Here is a 16,579-nt window from a genome sequence, read left to right on the forward strand (position 1 = left end):
TCGAACTGCTTCTCCGGAGTGCCTCACCCCACTTTCTACCAGCGGTTTCGTGTTTTCCCAGTCCGGCGGGCAACGTAGTTGTTACACAGGCTCTTCCGGGTTCGGCACCTGCCACCGGGTTTCCCGGCCGTCTGCCCGCGCCGCTACCCGGTCGCGGCCGCGGGCGCATCAGCATGCAATGGGTCACACTGCACAGACGCATCGTGGCCGTCTGTAGGTTGAGTCTTCTCCTCCGATAGACCCGGATTGTCAGCTTGCGGCCATTTCGTCTCCCTTACGGATCGTCGCGAGTTCGGTCGGGCTCCCCGATGCCTCGGACAACGGACCGACCGTCGCCCGGAACGCCTCCAGCGCGTCCAACTCGCGCCGCCGGGCCGAGAGGAAGCGCTGGAGATGTGTGGTCGACAGGTTGACCGCCTCGACCGCCGTGCCCGCCGCCCGGTGGGCCGCCGCCGCGCCACCGCGGACTCTCTCGATGTCGTCGACCACGGCCCGCTCACTGGCCGCGAACAGGGCGGCCGAGGCGAGCACCGCGAAACCCGTTGGCCCGCACAGGAAAACGCGCCGGTCGAGCATCCAGCGGAGCAGTTCGGGATCGGTGTCCAGCGCCGCCACCACCGCGGCGTCGGAGGGGACGAACATGATCGTCCCGTAGATCGCGTCCGCCCACCGCTGGTAGCCCTTGCCCGCCAGCTCCGCGGCGCGGGACCGCAGGTTGCGGACGTGCACGCGGAGGGCGTCCCTTCGTTCGTCGGCGTCGTCCGTTTCGACCGCTTCGGCCCAGCAGGCCAGGCTCGCCTTGGCGTCGACCGGGACGCTGCGGTCTCCGCCGACCCGCAACACCAGGTCCGGTTTCGCCGCGCCGCCGCCGGCGAGATCGGTCTGGAGCGTGAAATGCAGCCCCTCGCGGAGCCCCAGTGCGCGCGCGGTCTCCACGAGGACCTGTTCGCCGAGTTCGCCCCGGCCGCTGATCGAGGCGAACGCGACCTCGTAACGGCGGAGCGCCACCTGCTGCTGGTCCACTCGTGCGCGTTCGGCCTCCACCAGCCGCGCCGCGGCGTCCGCGCGCCGCACGCTGTCGCCGTACAGCCGCCACAACAGAATGATCGCCACCACCAGCACCACGGCGATGGCGACGGCTGCCGTGCTGATCACGGTGGATGCCACTGCCTGCCCTCCTTTCCTCTGGGGGCTTGCCCCCACACCCCCGACTGGGGGCAAGCCCCCAGACCCCCTTTCCGGGTCCCCGCCGCACATCATGGCGTAGACCACCGACAGAACCCGGTCTTCCATCCGGTCGAACGCACGTTCGGGTGAGGTACTCCGGCGTGGTGCCGTGTTTCTGTCGGCGATCCGCCCTAGCTTGAGCGCCGTGAGATTCCTGCACACCTCCGACTGGCACGTCGGACGCTCCTTCCACGGCACGGATCTGCTCGCCGAGCAGGACGCCGTGCTCGGGCACCTCGCGGACCTCGTGGCCGCCGAGGCGGTCGACGTCGTGCTCGTCGCCGGAGACGTCTACGACCGCGCCGTGCCGTCGGCGGAGGCCGTGCAGGTCGCCACCCGCGCCATGACCAGGCTTCGCCGCGCCGGGGCGGAACTGGTCATCACACCGGGGAACCACGATTCGGCGGCCCGGCTGGGCGCGTTCGCCGAGTTCGCCGCCGCGGGTGGTCTCCACCTCCGCACCACGGCGGGCCGGATCGACGATCCGGTCGTGCTGGAGGACGCGCACGGTCCGGTCGCGATCTACGGAATTCCTTATCTGGAACCGGAACCGGCGCGCCACGCGCTCGCCGTTCCCGCGGCGAAAGGGCACACCGGCGTGCTCACCGAGGCGATGCGCCGCATCCGGGCCGACCTCGCGAGTCGCGCGCCCGGCACGCGTTCGATCGTGCTCGCGCACGCTTTCGTCACCGGTGGCAAGGCGACCGACTCGGAGCGCACGATCGCGGTCGGCGGGGTCGACCAGGTGGCGGCCGAGGTCTTCGACGGCGTCGACTATGTCGCGTTAGGACACTTGCACGGCCCGCAGACGCTCGCCGAGGGCCTGCGCTACTCGGGAAGCCCGCTGGCCTATTCGTTTTCCGAGGCGGCACAACGGAAATCGGTGTGGCTGGTGGACTTCGACGAAGCCGGGCTGGCCGGTGTCACACGACACGAGTTGCCGGTTCCGCGAAAGCTCGCGAAGGTCGCCGGTGCGATCGAGGCGCTCCTGACCGCCGAGGAGCACGCCGGTCTCCTGGACTGCTACTTGTCGGTCACACTCACCGACCCCGTCCGTCCCATCGATGCCATGCGCCGGTTGCGAGAGCGCTTTCCGTTCACGGTGCACCTCGACTGGCAACCGGAGAACGCGAGCACGACCGGGCTCCGGTACGCCGAAGCCGTCCGCGGTCGTCCTGATCAGGAGATCGCGGAGAACTTCCTGTCCGACTGCCGTGGCGCGCCGCCGAACGAGGCGGAGACCGAACTTCTGCGGCTCGCCCTGGAAACCGCGGGTAAGGGGGAGTCATGAGGCTGCACCGGCTCGAGGTGGCGGCCTTCGGGCCGTATCGACACCGTGAGGTGGTGGACTTCGACGCGCTCGGTGCGGACGGGTTGTTCCTTCTGCACGGCGATACCGGCGCGGGCAAGACGACGTTGCTGGACGCGGTCGCCTTCGCGTTGTTCGGTTCCGTTCCGGGCGCGCGTGGTGAGGTCAAGCGGCTGCGGTGCGATCTCGCCGGCGCGGACGAGCCGACCGAGGTCGTCCTCGAGTTGACCGTGCAGGGCCAGCGGATGCGGCTGGTACGCAGTCCGGAATACCAGCGACCGAAACGCCGCGGCGACGGCACCACCAGCCAGCCCGCCAAGGCTTCGCTGACCTGGCTCGGTGGGACGCCGGCCGGACAGCCCACGGAGGGCCTCATCCGGATCGACGAGGTCGGGCGCACCGTGGAGCGGTTGCTCGGCATGAACGCCGCGCAGTTCTTCCAGGTGGTGCTGCTGCCCCAGGGCGAGTTCGCCCGGTTCCTCCGTGCCGACACGGCGGAGCGGGAACGTCTGCTGGAGAAGTTGTTCGGCACCAAGCGGTTCGCGGACGTGGAGGCGTGGTTCCGGGATCTCCGTACCGAACGGCGGCGGCGGCTCGACCAGCGTCGGCAGGAGGTGCGTTCGCTGCTCGACCGCTTCGCCCAGGCTGCCAGGGAAGAAGTGCCGGAGGAAGAGGTGACCTCCTGGATCGCCGGCACGCGGGAGCGGGCCGGAAAGGCCGTCGAGGCGGCGAAGGCCGAGCATGCGCAAGCGTTTTCGGCCCGGGAAACCGCGGAAAAGATCCTCGAAGACCGCAGGGTCGCCGCCGAGCGTGTGCAGCGGGTGCGCGCGGCCCGCCGGCGGCTCGCGGATCTCGCCGCGCAGGAGGGCGAGCGCGAGCGTCTGGCCGAGGAGGTCGCCGCGGCCCGCCGTGCCGCGACCGTCACCGGGGTGGCAGCGCAGGCCGCCCGGAGCGCGGAACTCCTCCGGAACGCTCGCGCTGAGGAGGAGGCACGGGTCGGTGAGCTGGCGGCGACCGGTTACCCCGCGACCGGTTCGGACATCGCCGAGCTGCGCCGATATGCCGGAAAACTTCGCGAGGAGGCCGGTGCGCTCGCCGGTCTCGTGACCGAGGCGGAACGGCAGCGGCACGACGAGCGAGAGATCGTGCGGCTCGCCGAGGCGGTGGAGGAGGCCCGCGCGACGGCCGAGGTGCTCTCGGAGAAACTCGCCGGCATCCCGGAACAGGCCCGCGACCTTCGCGAACGGCTCGACGCGGCGGCGGAAGCGGAGGTCGTGCTCGAAGCGTCGCGGCAACGCCATGCCGAATTGACCGCCGCGGCACGCGATGCGGCGGGCTTGCCCGCCGCTGAGCGCAGGGTCACCGAAGCGACCGGAAAGGCGCAGGCGGCAACGGAGGAGCATCTGCGGGCGCGGGAGCACCGGCTGCGGATTCGTGAGCTCCGGCTCGAAGGAATGGCCGCCGAGCTGGCGACGGGGCTCCGAGATGGTTCTCCGTGTCCGGTCTGCGGTTCCGGTGAGCACCCGGCGCCGGCCGATCCGTCCGATGGCTCGGTGGATCCTGAGCAGGAACGTGCGGCGGAGGAGGCCGAGCGTCGCGCGGAGCATCGGCGCGAAGTCGCCGAAGCCACGAAGCATGAGGCTCAGACCGCGCTCACCGCGCTGAGGGAACGGCTCCGCGGCCGTTCCCGTGACGAGGTGGACGCGGAACTCGAAGAGTTGACCACGCGATTGACGGAGCTGACCGGACTGGCTCGGCAGAAGGCCTCGCTGGAAGCCCGGCTGCGCGCCACGGAAGCCGAAGCGGCGGGGCTGGCCGAGCAACGGGAGTCCGCCGGACAAGCGGCGACCGCAGCCGAGACCAGGCGGGCCGCGCTGGCCGACCAGGTCGCCGAGCGGGCGCGCAGGCTCGACGACGCACGCGGCGAACACGCCGACGTCGGCGCGCGGCGCGAGCATCTCGCTCGGGTCGTGCGGGCGCTCGACGCGCTCGCCGAAGCGAGAGTGGCGACGGAGAGTGCGCGAGAACGGTCGGAACACCACGAAGCGGTGGTGCGTGAGGCGCTCGGTCAGGCGGGTTTCGCGACTGTCGGGGAGATGCACGCGGCGGTTCGTGACGAGCGGACCGTGGCCGAACTCGACCGGCGCCTGGCCGAGGCGGCGGCCGCGGAAGCCGCCGCGTCGGAGACGCTGGCCGAGCCGGAGCTGGCGGGGGTGAGTCCGGACGAAGAGGTCGACGTCGAAGCCGCGGCCGCCGCTGCCGGGCTCGCCCGTGAACGGGCCGAGGCCGCGGTCGCCGCGCTGCGCGAGGCCGGAAGCCGAGCGGAGGACCTCGACTCGCTCGCCAAGCGGGTCGAGGCGGCGAACACGGCACTGCGGCCGTTCGAGGAGGCGTTCGCCGAACTCGACGCGCTCACCGATGTCGTGAACGGGCGGGGGCAGAACGCTCGCCGGATGTCGTTGCGGTCCTATGTGCTGGCGGCGCGGCTGGAGGAGGTCGCGGTGGCCGCCACGGCCCGGCTGCGCGCGATGAGCCAGGGCCGGTACTCCTTCGTGCACTCCGATGCCGCCGGCTCGCACGGCACGCGCGGCGGGCTCGGCCTGGACGTCCTGGACGACTACTCCGGCACCATCCGGCCGGCCAAGACCCTTTCGGGCGGAGAGTCCTTCCTCGCGTCGCTCGCCTTGGCGCTCGGGCTGGCGGACGTCGTGGCCGGGGAGACCGGTGGTGCCTTGCTCGACACGCTGTTCGTCGACGAGGGCTTCGGAACACTCGACGCCGAGACCCTCGACGTCGTGATGAACATTCTCGACGAGTTGAGGGCGGGTGGCCGTGTGGTGTGCCTGGTGTCCCACGTCGAGGAGCTGCGGCAGCGGATCCCGACCAGGCTGCGGGTACGCAAGTCCCGCACCGGGTCGACGCTGGAGGTGGTTGCTTGAGCGGACGTCAGGCGTTTCGCCACAGGTACATGCCGGCGTACGACCGCCACGGACGCCAGGCCCGCGCATGCTCCCCGAGGTCGAGGATGCCCAGCGAGGCGGCACCCTTCTGCACGACGAGGTCGTCGGTGAGCAGGACGTCGGGCGCGCCGAGCAAACGCATGACCACGTAGTCGGCGGTCCATGGGCCGACGCCGCGCAGACGTAGGAGGTCGGCGCGGAGTTCGTGAGGGTCCCGGCCTACGTGGACCTCGATCTCGCCTGACGCGAGGGCGGCGGCCGCCTCGCAGAGGTAGTCGATTCGCCTTCGCGGCCCGCGAAGCACGTCGCGACCGTGTTCGGCCACGGCCTCTGCCGTGGGGAAGAGGCGGTGGAGGGGGCTTCGTTTCGTAGTAAACGTCCCTTCCTGCTTTTCCCCCAGGGCGTCGGTGAGACGGGCGGCCGCGGTGCGCGCGGCCGCGACCGAGATCTGCTGCCCGAGCATGGCGCGCACCAGCAGTTCGGTCCCGTCGACGGCGCCGGGCACCCGGACGCCGGGCGTCGCGGTCACCGCGCCGGACAGGAGCGGGTCCGCGCCGAGCACGCTCGTCACGGCTTCGGGGTCGGCGTCGAGGTCGAGCAGGCGGCGGGCGCGGGTGACGGCGCTGCCGAGGTCACGCACATCCGCGAGCCACAACTCGGCACGAATGTGCTCGTCACAGGGGGTGAGCCGGATGACGGCCGGGCCGTGCGGCAACCGGAGTGTGCGCGCGTAGATCCCGTCCTCCACCGCTTCGACGCCCGGCACCGCACGGTCGGCGAAGAAACGGAGCAGGCCGCTGGCGTCCAACGGAGGCCGGAACGGCAGACGGAGGGTGAGTTTCGTCCCTTCTCCTGTGCCCGCCATCGGCGAACGGTCACGGCGGCCGGCCGCGAGGGCGCGGAGTTCCGACGGAGTGCGGGCGAACACCTCGCGGACGGTGTCGTTGAACTGGCGGACGCTGCTGAATCCCGCCGCGAACGCGACATCGGTCAGCGGGAGGCTCGACAGTTCGATCAGCAATCGTGCGGAGTGCGCGCGATGCGCGCGGGCCAGTGCGAGGGGCCCGGCACCGAGTTCGGTGGTCAGCACGCGGCCGAGGTGCCGTTCCGAATACCCGAGCCGCCGCGCCAGCCCCGGCACGCCTTCGCGCTCGACCATGCCGTCGGCGATGAGCCGCATCGCCCGTGCCGCGAGGTCGGCGCGCAGATTCCAGTCGGGCGAGCCCGGGACGGCGTCGGGCAGGCAGCGGCGGCAGGCCCGGAAGCCGCCGGCCTGTGCCGCCGCGGCGGTGGGGTAGAAACGCACGTTCGCGGCCTTCGGAGTGACCGCTGGACACGAGGGGCGGCAGTAGATGCGGGTGGTCTTCACGGCCACGATGAACTGCCCGTCGAAGCGCGAGTCCCGTGAGGCGACCGCGCGGTAGCAGCGTTCGGCGTCGTGCCACAGTCCCTCCCGGGCTACCTGCCCGGATGCCTGCTTCGCGCTCATGAATTCGATACTGCCACCCACGCCCGCGCCGTCACTGGCGGAAATCCGCCCTGGCCATGCCCGGACGGGCCGGTCCCCGGCGGCCCCGTAGACTCAATCGTCGTGAGTCTGACCCTCGGCATCGTGGGCCTGCCCAATGTCGGCAAGTCCACCCTGTTCAACGCACTGACCCGTAACGACGTGCTCGCCGCGAACTACCCGTTCGCCACCATCGAGCCCAACGTGGGTGTCGTGCCCCTGCCGGATGCCAGGCTGACCAAGCTCGCGGAGATCTTCCACTCCGAGAAGATCGTGCCCGCGACGGTGTCCTTTGTGGACATCGCGGGCATCGTGAAGGGCGCCTCGGAAGGGGCGGGCCTGGGGAACAAGTTCCTCGCCAACATCCGCGAGGCCAACGCGATCTGCCAGGTCATCCGCGTGTTCGACGACCCGGACGTGGTGCACGTCGACGGCCGGATCGACCCTTCGTCGGACATCGAGACGATCAACACCGAGCTGATCCTCGCCGACCTGCAGACCCTCGACAAGGCGTTGCCCCGCCTCGAGAAAGAGGCCCGCACCAAGAAGGAGAACCGGCCCGCGTTCGAGAACGCTCAGCAGGCCAAGGAAATCCTCGACTCGGGCCGCACGCTGTTCTCCGCGCAGAAGGAAGTCGACACCGACTTGCTGCGCGAGCTGAGCCTGTTGACGGTCAAACCGTTCCTCTACGTCTTCAACGCCGACGAGGGCGTGCTCACCGATGACGCCCGCCGTGAAGAACTGACCAAGCTCGTCGCTCCCGCGGACGCGGTGTTCCTCGACGCCAAGATCGAGGCCGAGTTGCTCGAACTGGACGACGAGGAGTCGGTACGCGAACTGCTGGAGTCCGCGGGGCAGACCGAGCCGGGCCTGTACGCGCTGGCCCGCGCCGGTTTCCACACCCTGGGGCTGCAGACCTACCTCACCGCGGGTCCGAAGGAGGCCCGCGCCTGGACGATTCCTCAGGGCGCCACCGCGCCCCAGGCCGCCGGCGTGATCCACTCCGACTTCGAGCGCGGCTTCATCAAGGCCGAGGTGGTCTCGTTCGACGATCTGGTCGCGACCGGTTCCATGGCGGCCGCGCGGGCCGCGGGCAAGGTCCGGATGGAGGGCAAGGACTACGTGATGGCCGACGGTGACGTGGTCGAGTTCCGGCACGGGAGCCCGTCCAAGTCCAAGGGATGACCACGGTCGGCGTGCGGATCGGTGAGCCGCTTGATCCGGGGTTGGACGCGGTGTGACGCGCTTTGTCGCGTTCCTGTCGAGAAGGTCGGCTCGACAGGTTTTCGTCTCGGCTTGACCAGCTCACCTGCTAAGGTCACCCCGGCATTTTCGAGGCGAGGGGACGATCGTGGGTTTCCTGGACAAGCTCCGTGGCGAGCTCATCGACATCATCGAATGGCTGGACTCCAGCCGGGACACGATCGTCTGGCGGTTCCCTCGGCACGAGAACGAGATCAAGATGGGCGCCAAGCTCATCGTCCGCGAGTCGCAGGGCGCGGTGTTCGTCAACGAGGGGCGCATCGCCGACGCCTACGCCCCGGGCACCTACACCTTGCAGACCCAGAACATGCCGATCCTGTCCACGCTCAAGGGCTGGAAATACGGGTTCGAATCGCCGTTCAAGGCCGAGGTCTACTTCGTCAACACCCGTCAGTTCACCGACCTGAAGTGGGGCACGCAGAACCCGATTCCCATGCGGGACCCCGAGTTCGGGATGGTGCGGCTGCGGGCCTTCGGCGCGTACTCGATGCGCGTGGCCGACCCGCAGGCGTTGCTCAGGGAACTGGTCGGCACCGACCCGGAGTTCCGCACCGAGGAGGTGTCGGAGTACCTGAGGCAGGTGATCGTCGGCAAGCTCGCCACGGCGCTGGCCGCCGCCGGGATCCCGGTGCTCGACCTCGCCGCCCGGCAGGGCGAGATCGGCGACCGGTTGGTCGGGGTGCTCAACCAGGAGCTGACCGGCCTCGGTATCCAGGTCGCGAAGTTCGTGATCGAGAACATTTCCCTGCCGCCGGAGGTCGAGGCGGCGCTCGACAAGCGGACCCAGATGGGCATTATCGGGGATCTCGGCCAGTACACGAGGTTCCAGACCGCGAACGCTATCGGCGACGCGGCGAACAATCCCGGCGGCGCCGGGGAAGGGCTGGGCTTGGGTTTCGGCGTGGCCATGGGGCAGCAGATGGCATCGGCTCTCGCCCAGTCCGGCCAGGCTGCCCCGCGCGCCGACACGCCGGCGCCGGGGATGGCGGCCCAGCAGGCAGGCGGGCCGCCGCCGCTTCCCGCCACCGAACAGTGGTATCTGGGCTCCAACGGTGCGCAACTGGGCCCGTTCGACCGTGGCGCGCTCGCCGGACAGGTGGCCGGTGGGGTGCTCACTCCGGCCACGCTGGTCTGGAAGCAGGGGATGGCGGGCTGGCTGCCTGCTTCGCAGGTCCCTGAACTGGCCTCGCTGTTTGCCGGCGGGCCGCCGCCGCTGCCGCCGCAGGCGTAAGACGTGACCTATGCAGGGAAGGAGCGCCCTGTCGACACGATCGCGGGTGCGCGCGAGGCCGCGGAGGAGACAGCATGACCGAGACGTCCTACCCGTCCGTCTCGCCGCAGTCCTACCCGTGTGGAGGGTGCGGCGCGCGGGTCGAGTTCGCGCCGGGAACGACCGCGTTGCGCTGCCCCTACTGCGGTTTCACGCAACGGATCGAGGCGCTTGAACGGCAGGTGAGCGAACATTCGTTCGCCGAACTGGCCGCGCTGCCCCGCAAACCGGTGGGGGCGGTGGCGTCGCACGAACTCGTCTGCCGTCAGTGCGGCGCCAGAACGCAGAGCAACGACCTGTCCGGCCGGTGCCAGTTCTGCGCGGCGCCGCTCGTGGTCGACCCCGCCGCGGTCGGCCAGATTCTGCCTGAAGCGGTGCTGCCATTCACGGTGGATCACAACGGGCTGAGAGGCGCGTTGCGAGGTTGGGTGTCGTCGCGCTGGTTCGCGCCGTCGGCCTTGAAGAAGATTTCGGACGCGGAGTCCACGAAGGGCACCTACCTCCCGCACTGGACCTATGACGCGCAGACCAGTTCCCGGTACTCCGGTGCTCGGGGCGAGTACTACTACGTGACCGAGCACTACACCGACAGCGACGGCAAACGGCAGACCCGGCAGGTCCGCCACACGCGTTGGTATCCGGCCAACGGCATGGTCGACCGGTTCTTCGACGACGTGCTGGTGCCGGGCACCAACCACGTGCCCGTCAAGCGGCTCGACGACCTCGCGCCGTGGCCTCTGTCCGAAGCCTTGCCGTACCAGCCCCAGTACTTGGCCGGCTATCACGCCCTGCGGTACGACATCGAGCCCGAAACCGGGCTGGAAGAGGCCAAGCGGCGGATGGCGCCGGCCATCCAGGCGGACTGCCGCCGTGACATCGGTGGCGACGTGCAGCGTGTCGATCGGGTCGACACCAGCTACGCCGACGTGATGTACAAGCTGGTCCTGCTGCCGGTGTGGATCGCCTTCTATCTCTATGGCGGTAAGCGGTTCCAGGTGTTCGTCAACGGGCGCACCGGCGAGGTCCAGGGCGAGCGGCCGTACAGCGCCGTGAAGATCGCGCTCGCGATCGCCCTCGCGGTGCTGGTCGTGGGCGCGATCATCACGGCCGTGGTGCTGACCCGGCATCATCACTGACAGATTGCCTGCGAATCGCAAGTCACCTGGGCAAAGTAACCGGCGGAACGCGCCCCCGAAGGTAGCCGATCCCGGGGGCAGGGCTCCGATCAGTCAAAACGAGAGTCGAGCACTGAGGAGAGCCCTGGCCCTGAGATCGGCTGGGCGCGTTCACCAACAGGCACTGAACCGGTGGGCTCACACGCTGCCGAGCGTCTCGTCGATCTGCTCGGCCAGGGAGATGTCCTTGACCGTCAGTCCGCCCGCCGAATGGGTGCTGAGACGGAAGGTCACCGTCCGCCACCGGATGTCGATGTCCGGATGGTGGTTCACGCTCTCGGCGAGTTCGGCCACCCGGTTCACGACTTCCATGGCCTGAGGGAAGCCCGCGAGTTCCGCGGTGCGGACGATCGACTCGCCCTCGCGCTGCCAGTCCGGCAGCTTCGTCAGCGCGTCGGAGATCTCTTGATCGGTAAGTAGCTCTGCCATGCGTCCATCGTGGTACCCCGGCGAGTACGCTGCACGGTTGCCGCGGACCCGGCGTGGGACTGCCCGGGGCGGGTGTCTAGGAGGGAAATGAAGACGCTACGAGCCGCGGCGGCGCTGGGCGCGGTCGCCCTGCTGACCGCCGGGTGCACGCTGGCCTCGTCGAACAGCAATACCGCCTCCACGGTCACGCTGGTGACGCACGACTCCTGGGCCGCACCCCAGCAACTGCTCGATGCCTTCCAGCAGCAGACCGGCATCAAGCTCCAGATCATCAAGAAGGGTGACGCCGGCGCGCTCACCAACACGTTGGTGCTGACCAAGGCGAACCCGATCGGTGACGTCGCCTACGGCGTGGATTCGACGTTCGCCTCGCGTGCGCTGAGCGAAGGTGTCTTCGACTCCTACACCAGCCCGGAGGCGGACCGCGGGCCACAGCGTTACGCCGTCGGCTCCGAGCACCGCATGTCCGCCGTCGACCTGGGTGACGTGTGCCTGAACGTGGACACCGGTTGGTTCACACGACGTAATCTCCCTGTGCCTACCAGCTACGACGATCTGACCGACGCGAAGTACCGCGATCTCCTCGTCGTCGAGGATCCGGCGACCTCCTCACCGGGCCTGGCCTTCCTGCTCGGCACCATCGCGAAGTACGGCGAGCAGGGTTGGCGGGACTACTGGACCAAGTTGAAGGACAACGGCATGAAAGCCGACAGCGGCTGGGAGGAGGCCTACAGCCAGGACTTCTCCGGCTCCGCCGGCAAGGGCCCCCGGCCGATCGTGGTGTCCTATGCTTCGTCACCGGCCGCGGAAGTCGGCGAGGACGGCAAGCCGCGGACGAAGGCGCTGCTCGACACCTGCTACCGCCAGGTCGAATACGCCGGCGTGCTGGCCGGTACCAAGCAGCCCGACAAGGCTCACAAGGTGATCGACTTCCTGCTGTCGCAACAGTTCCAGAGCAGCGTGGCGGAGAACATGTACGTCTACCCGACCCGCCAGGGTGTGAACCTGCCCGGAGGCTGGGCGGAGGTGGCGCCGTTGCCGCCGAACCCGGCGACGCTGCCCGGAGACCGGGTGCAGGGCGGGCGCGAGCAGTGGATCCAGCAGTGGCGCTCGCTGCTCGGCCGGTAACGCGGTTAGGGCTGGGCCTGCTGGCCCTGCTACCACTGGGATTCTTGGCGGTCTTCTTCGCCTGGCCCGTGTTCGCGATCCTGCGGCGGGGCTTCGGCGGTGGCCTGTTCACGACGCTTGCCGACGCGGAGACGTGGCGGCTGGCGGGGTTCACCGTGGCGCAGGCGGCCTTGTCGACCGTTCTCGCCGTGGCGTGCGGTATGCCGGTGGCCTTCCTGCTCGCGCGCGTGAGGTTGCCGGGGGTGAGTCTGGTGCGCACCCTCGTGCTGGTTCCCTTCGTCCTGCCCACGGTGGTGGTCGGACTGGCTTTCCGTGCGCTGTGGCCAGACGGCGGCATCCTCGCGATCGTGCTCGCCAACGCGTTCTTCAACGTGGCCGTCGTCTCGCGCACGGTCGCCGGGCTGTGGGCGCACCTGGATTCCCGAGTCGTGGACGCGGCACGTGCGCTCGGTGCCTCGCGGTGGCGGGCCTTCGGTTCGGTCACGCTTCCGGCTCTGCTGCCCTCGATCACCTCCGCGGCGGCGGTCGTGTTCCTGTTCTGTGCCACCAGTTTCGGTGTCGTGCTGATCCTCGGCGGCGGGCGTTATCGCACCCTGGAAACCGAGATCTACCTGCGCACCGAGAACCTGCTGGACCTGACCGGAGCGGCCGCGCTCTCCCTGGTGCAGATCATCGCGGTGGTCGCGGTGCTGCTGCTGGGCGCGCTGGCTCGCCGAAGGCGGGAGACCGCGTTGAAGCTGCGGGCGGCGACCGCGACGGCGCGCCGCCCCAGAGGTGGTGAGTGGGTCGTGGTGGCCGCGGCGCTGGCCGTGCTGGCGTCGCTGCTGACGCCTGTGGCGGCCCTGGTGCTGCGTTCCGGGCCGGCCGGCTTCCGGGCGCTTTCGGGCACCGGGCATGACGGAACGCTCCAGATTTCGGGCTGGGCGGCGGCGGCCAATTCGCTGCGGACCGCCACCGACGCGACGCTCCTCGCGATGATCGTCGGTGTGTCGGCTTCGGTGCTGGTGGTCACCCTGCGACGGGCGCCCGGACGAACCGCGCACGGGCTGGGCGAAACCGTGGACACCGCGTTGATGCTCCCGCTCGGTGTTTCCGCGGTGACCGCCGGGTTCTCCTACGTGGTGGCGCTCGGCGAGTTCGGCGCGACCAGCTTCCTGGCCCGGCCGCAGACGCCGACGTTGCCGGTCGCCATCGCCACGCTGATCTCGCGTCCGGGCGAACTGAACAACCAGATGGCTTACGCCGCCTGCGCCACGCTGATGGTGGTGACCGTGCTCGCCGTAATGGTGATCGACAGGCTGGGCGGCGGCAGGCTGGGGGAGTTCTAGATGGCACTGTCGGTCCGCGATCTGACTGTCCGATATGGACAGTTGACCGCGGTGCGAGGAGCGGACCTCGAGATCGCCGACGGCGAGACACTCGCGCTGCTCGGGCCGTCGGGCTCGGGAAAATCGACCTTGCTGCGCGCCATCGCCGGACTGGAACCGATCGCGGCCGGGACACTTCGCTGGGACGGCGCCGATCTGGCCCGGGTACCGGTGCACCGGCGCGGATTCGGGTTGGTGTTCCAGGACGGCCAGCTCTTTCCGCATCGAGACGTCGCCGGCAACATCGCGTTCGGGCTGCGGATGAAGGGTGTGAAGGCGCCGGATCGGGTCGGCGAGCTGCTGCGGCTGGTCGGATTGAGCGGGTACGAACGGCGGCGGGTCACCGAACTTTCCGGCGGTGAGGCTCAACGGGTCGCGCTGGCGCGCGCGCTCGCGCCGGAACCCCGGTTGCTTCTTCTCGACGAGCCACTGTCTGGTTTGGACGCCGGGTTGCGCGAGCATCTCGCCGTGGACCTGGCCGCGGTGCTCCGTGAATCGAAGATCACCTCGCTGCTGGTGACTCACGACCAGGAGGAGGCGTTCACCGTCGCCGACCGGGTAGCCGTGCTCCTGGCGGGTGAGATCCGCCAGGCCGGTGCGGTGCGCGATGTGTGGCGCCGTCCCGTGGACGAACAGGTGGCCGAGTTCCTGGGCGTGACCACCTTCCTCGACGGGACGGCCTCCGCGGGCGTGGTGACCTGCGCGCTGGGCGAGGTGGCGCTCGATGCGCCCGACGGTCCGGTCCGGCTCGGCCTCCGGCCCGGAGCGCTCCGGTTGGCCGGCGACGGGGTGGCCGGTGAAGTGCGCTCCTGGGCGCACCGGCGTGACCATGTCCGGCTCCGCGTGCGGACCACTGCGTCCACAGTGGACGCTTTGGCTCCGGTGGGCGCGGAGGTGCGCCCCGGCGACGCGATCCGGCTCGCGCTCGAAGCCGAGGGGATCGCGATCGTCGGGGCGCCTTCGAGCGGTCAGCCGTCGCGCGTGCTCAGGCGGGCGTAGGCCAGGGAAAGCCCGATGACGATGTAACAGAGCGCGCGGACCAGTCCCTCGACAAGCCCCGTGGCGGGAATCGGGTCACGCAGGACATCGAGCATCGAGTCCCACGATTTCGGCAGCAGGAACGGATGCAGCCAGTCCACCGCCGAAAGCAGCAGCAGCACACTGGACACGATGGTGCCCGCCAGGACCGAGACCACCACGAGCATCGGATGTTCGGTGCACGCCGAGATCGCCAGCGCCACCGCGGCGATCGCCCACAACTGCACGGTGACCCAGAGCACGGCCAGCGCGATCGTGCCGAGCGCCCGTGGGAACGACAGGGTGGTGCCCGACAACGTGAACAGCCCGCCGGTGCCGTTCATCACCAGGCCGGTGATCACCCCCATCACGGCCATCAGCAGCACCGACGTGAAGACGAACGTCGCCACGCCGAGCGCCTTGACCGTCAGCAGCCTGCCCCGGCCGACCGGAGCCAGCAGCCACCCCCTCAGCGTGCCGTGCGCCAGTTCGCCGGACAGCGCGTCGCCCGCGGACATCGCGCTGGTCAGCGGCAACAACAGGTTGAGCGCCAGGGTGAGCGCGGCGATCGGCAGGACCAGCGCGTTGCCCGCCGCCGAGGTGAGCAGGCTGTCGCCGCCGTTGCCGGGTCCGTTGTCGGTCGCGCGGCCGATCGCCAGGCCGATCCCGATCACCACCGGGACCATGCCGAGCAACCCGAGTACCACCTGGGTGCGGGGGCGCCGGAAGATCCATCTCAACTCGGCCCGGTAGAGCCGGAACAGTCCGGCGTGTGCCGCGCGCGGCGCGGTCACGGCCGTCGAGGCAAGAACCGTCATGCCGTCACCTCGTCCACTTCGGACAGACCGCCGGGAGCCGTCACGTCCTCGCTCTGGGTCAGCCGGGCGAACAGGTCCTCCAGGCCGGTGCGTTCGCGGCGCACCTCGTGCACCGCGACCCCGGCGCGCACCAGGGTTTCCACCACGACCGGCGCGGTTGCCGCGGTGAGGTCCGCGCGCACCCCGTCCGGGGTGAGCTTTCCCGGAATCCGCTTCTCCCGCAACGATTCCAGTGCCCGGTCACCGTCCGGTGTGGACACCAGGAGACCGGGGCTGCCGGACTCCAGCAACTCGGCCAGTTCGCCCTGAGCCACGACCGTGCCCGCGTGCAGCACGGCGACGTGCGTGCAGGTCGCCTCGACCTCGGCGAGCAGGTGCGAAGACACCAGCACGGTGACGCCGTCGGCGTGCAGGTCGGCGATGATCTTGCGGATTTCCCTGGTACCGGCCGGGTCGAGACCGTTGGTCGGTTCGTCGAGAATCACCATCCGCCGTGGCACGAGCAGTGCGGCGGCCAGTCCGAGCCGTTGCTTCATGCCCAGCGAATAGGCGCGGTAGCGCCGGTGCGCGGCCACGGTCAGACCGACCCGGTCCAGCGCGTCACCCACCGCCCGGCCGATGTCCGCGACGGCCAGCCGGGGCTCCGCGGCCGCCAGCCGCACCAGGTTCTCCCGGCCGGACAGGAACGGATGGAAGCCCGGTCCCTCGACCAGCGCCCCGACGTCCGGCAACGCGCGGCCGGCTCCTTCGGGGATCCGGTGACCGAGCAGTTCCACCTCGCCCTCGGTCGGGCGGACCAGGCCGAGCAGCATCCGGATCGTGGTGGTCTTGCCGGAGCCGTTGGGGCCCAGCATGCCCAGCACCGCGCCCTCGGGCACGTCCAGATCGACCTGGTCCACCGCGACCGTGCTCCGGTACACCTTGCGCAACCCCCTGGTCCGCGCTGCCAGTGCCGGAGCGGGTGTGACCGCCTCCCCCGAGGCGGTCACACTGCTTCCTTCGCGAGCTTGCGCGCCCCCGCGATCGTGTCGACAGGCCGCCCCTTCGCAGCGCATCTCACGAGGGAAGGGTGGGCGCCCTGCCGCCCCGATAGCGGACCCTGATGGCGC

The 16,579-nt window shown here is 70.0% G+C and carries 13 protein-coding genes; 8 read left to right on the forward strand and 5 right to left on the reverse strand.

Features of this window, described 5'->3' with window-relative positions:
• Positions 1-249: 249 nt before the first annotated feature.
• On the reverse strand, positions 250-1,167 hold the full coding sequence (gene rmuC / locus ACFSXZ_RS22955; protein WP_378267203.1) for a DNA recombination protein RmuC: 918 nt from the start codon (positions 1,165-1,167) through the stop codon (positions 250-252).
• Between the two features lie 205 nt (positions 1,168-1,372).
• On the opposite strand from rmuC, the gene ACFSXZ_RS22960 reads away from it, so the two are divergent.
• Entirely contained in the window at positions 1,373-2,518 is a 1,146-nt protein-coding gene (locus ACFSXZ_RS22960; RefSeq protein WP_378267204.1) for an exonuclease SbcCD subunit D, read from the forward strand.
• Positions 2,515-5,475, forward strand: a complete 2,961-nt coding sequence (locus ACFSXZ_RS22965; RefSeq protein ID WP_378267205.1) for an AAA family ATPase — start codon at positions 2,515-2,517, stop codon at positions 5,473-5,475. Before ACFSXZ_RS22960 ends, ACFSXZ_RS22965 begins: the two co-directional genes overlap by 4 nt.
• Positions 5,476-5,482: 7 nt before the next feature.
• Here the strand turns inward: ACFSXZ_RS22965 and ACFSXZ_RS22970 are convergent, their stop codons facing one another.
• Positions 5,483-6,985 carry an AlkA N-terminal domain-containing protein gene (locus ACFSXZ_RS22970; RefSeq protein WP_378267206.1) on the reverse strand — a complete coding sequence of 501 codons (1,503 nt, stop codon included), beginning with the start codon at positions 6,983-6,985 and terminating at the stop codon, positions 5,483-5,485.
• Positions 6,986-7,087: 102 nt separating this feature from the next.
• Here ACFSXZ_RS22970 and ychF point away from each other — a divergent pair, with 102 nt between their 5' ends.
• The 3 genes from ychF to ACFSXZ_RS22985 all read left to right on the forward strand — a co-directional run bounded on the left by ychF (position 7,088) and on the right by ACFSXZ_RS22985 (position 10,672).
• Positions 7,088-8,188 (forward strand): redox-regulated ATPase YchF, encoded by a 1,101-nt coding sequence (gene ychF / locus ACFSXZ_RS22975; protein WP_378267207.1) that lies wholly within the window; start codon positions 7,088-7,090, stop codon positions 8,186-8,188.
• A 166-nt stretch (positions 8,189-8,354) separates the two neighbouring features.
• Positions 8,355-9,497: an SPFH domain-containing protein gene (locus ACFSXZ_RS22980; protein ID WP_378267208.1), complete on the forward strand. Its 1,143-nt coding sequence runs from the start codon at positions 8,355-8,357 to the stop codon at positions 9,495-9,497.
• Positions 9,498-9,571: 74 nt separating this feature from the next.
• A complete protein-coding gene (locus ACFSXZ_RS22985; protein ID WP_378267209.1) occupies positions 9,572-10,672 on the forward strand; it encodes a hypothetical protein in 1,101 nt (366 codons plus the stop codon).
• A 177-nt stretch (positions 10,673-10,849) separates the two neighbouring features.
• On the opposite strand, the gene ACFSXZ_RS22990 is transcribed toward ACFSXZ_RS22985, so the two are convergent.
• Positions 10,850-11,140, reverse strand: coding sequence for a 4a-hydroxytetrahydrobiopterin dehydratase (locus ACFSXZ_RS22990; protein ID WP_378267210.1), 291 nt, complete (start codon positions 11,138-11,140; stop codon positions 10,850-10,852).
• Positions 11,141-11,227: 87 nt separating this feature from the next.
• On the opposite strand from ACFSXZ_RS22990, the gene ACFSXZ_RS22995 reads away from it, so the two are divergent.
• Genes ACFSXZ_RS22995 through ACFSXZ_RS23005 form a run of 3 tightly spaced genes read left to right on the forward strand, consistent with a single transcriptional unit; the run spans position 11,228 to position 14,634 of the window.
• Positions 11,228-12,268 carry a thiamine ABC transporter substrate-binding protein gene (locus tag ACFSXZ_RS22995; RefSeq protein WP_378267211.1) on the forward strand — a complete coding sequence of 347 codons (1,041 nt, stop codon included), beginning with the start codon at positions 11,228-11,230 and terminating at the stop codon, positions 12,266-12,268.
• Positions 12,269-12,294: 26 nt separating this feature from the next.
• Entirely contained in the window at positions 12,295-13,596 is a 1,302-nt protein-coding gene (locus ACFSXZ_RS23000; RefSeq protein WP_378267579.1) for an ABC transporter permease, read from the forward strand.
• Positions 13,597-14,634 carry an ABC transporter ATP-binding protein gene (locus ACFSXZ_RS23005; RefSeq protein WP_378267212.1) on the forward strand — a complete coding sequence of 346 codons (1,038 nt, stop codon included), beginning with the start codon at positions 13,597-13,599 and terminating at the stop codon, positions 14,632-14,634.
• Here ACFSXZ_RS23005 and ACFSXZ_RS23010 read toward each other — a convergent pair.
• Both ACFSXZ_RS23010 and ACFSXZ_RS23015 read right to left on the reverse strand, forming a co-directional pair.
• Positions 14,604-15,470: an ABC transporter permease gene (locus tag ACFSXZ_RS23010; RefSeq protein ID WP_378267213.1), complete on the reverse strand. Its 867-nt coding sequence runs from the start codon at positions 15,468-15,470 to the stop codon at positions 14,604-14,606. The two genes, ACFSXZ_RS23005 and ACFSXZ_RS23010, sit on opposite strands and share 31 nt — an antisense overlap.
• On the reverse strand, positions 15,467-16,459 hold the full coding sequence (locus tag ACFSXZ_RS23015) for an ABC transporter ATP-binding protein (RefSeq protein WP_378267214.1): 993 nt from the start codon (positions 16,457-16,459) through the stop codon (positions 15,467-15,469). The genes ACFSXZ_RS23010 and ACFSXZ_RS23015 overlap by 4 nt, the downstream gene beginning before the upstream one ends.
• Between the last annotated feature and the right edge of the window lie 120 nt (positions 16,460-16,579).

This window comes from Amycolatopsis pigmentata, from assembly GCF_042684065.1.
Lineage (GTDB): Bacteria > Actinomycetota > Actinomycetes > Mycobacteriales > Pseudonocardiaceae > Amycolatopsis_E > Amycolatopsis_E pigmentata.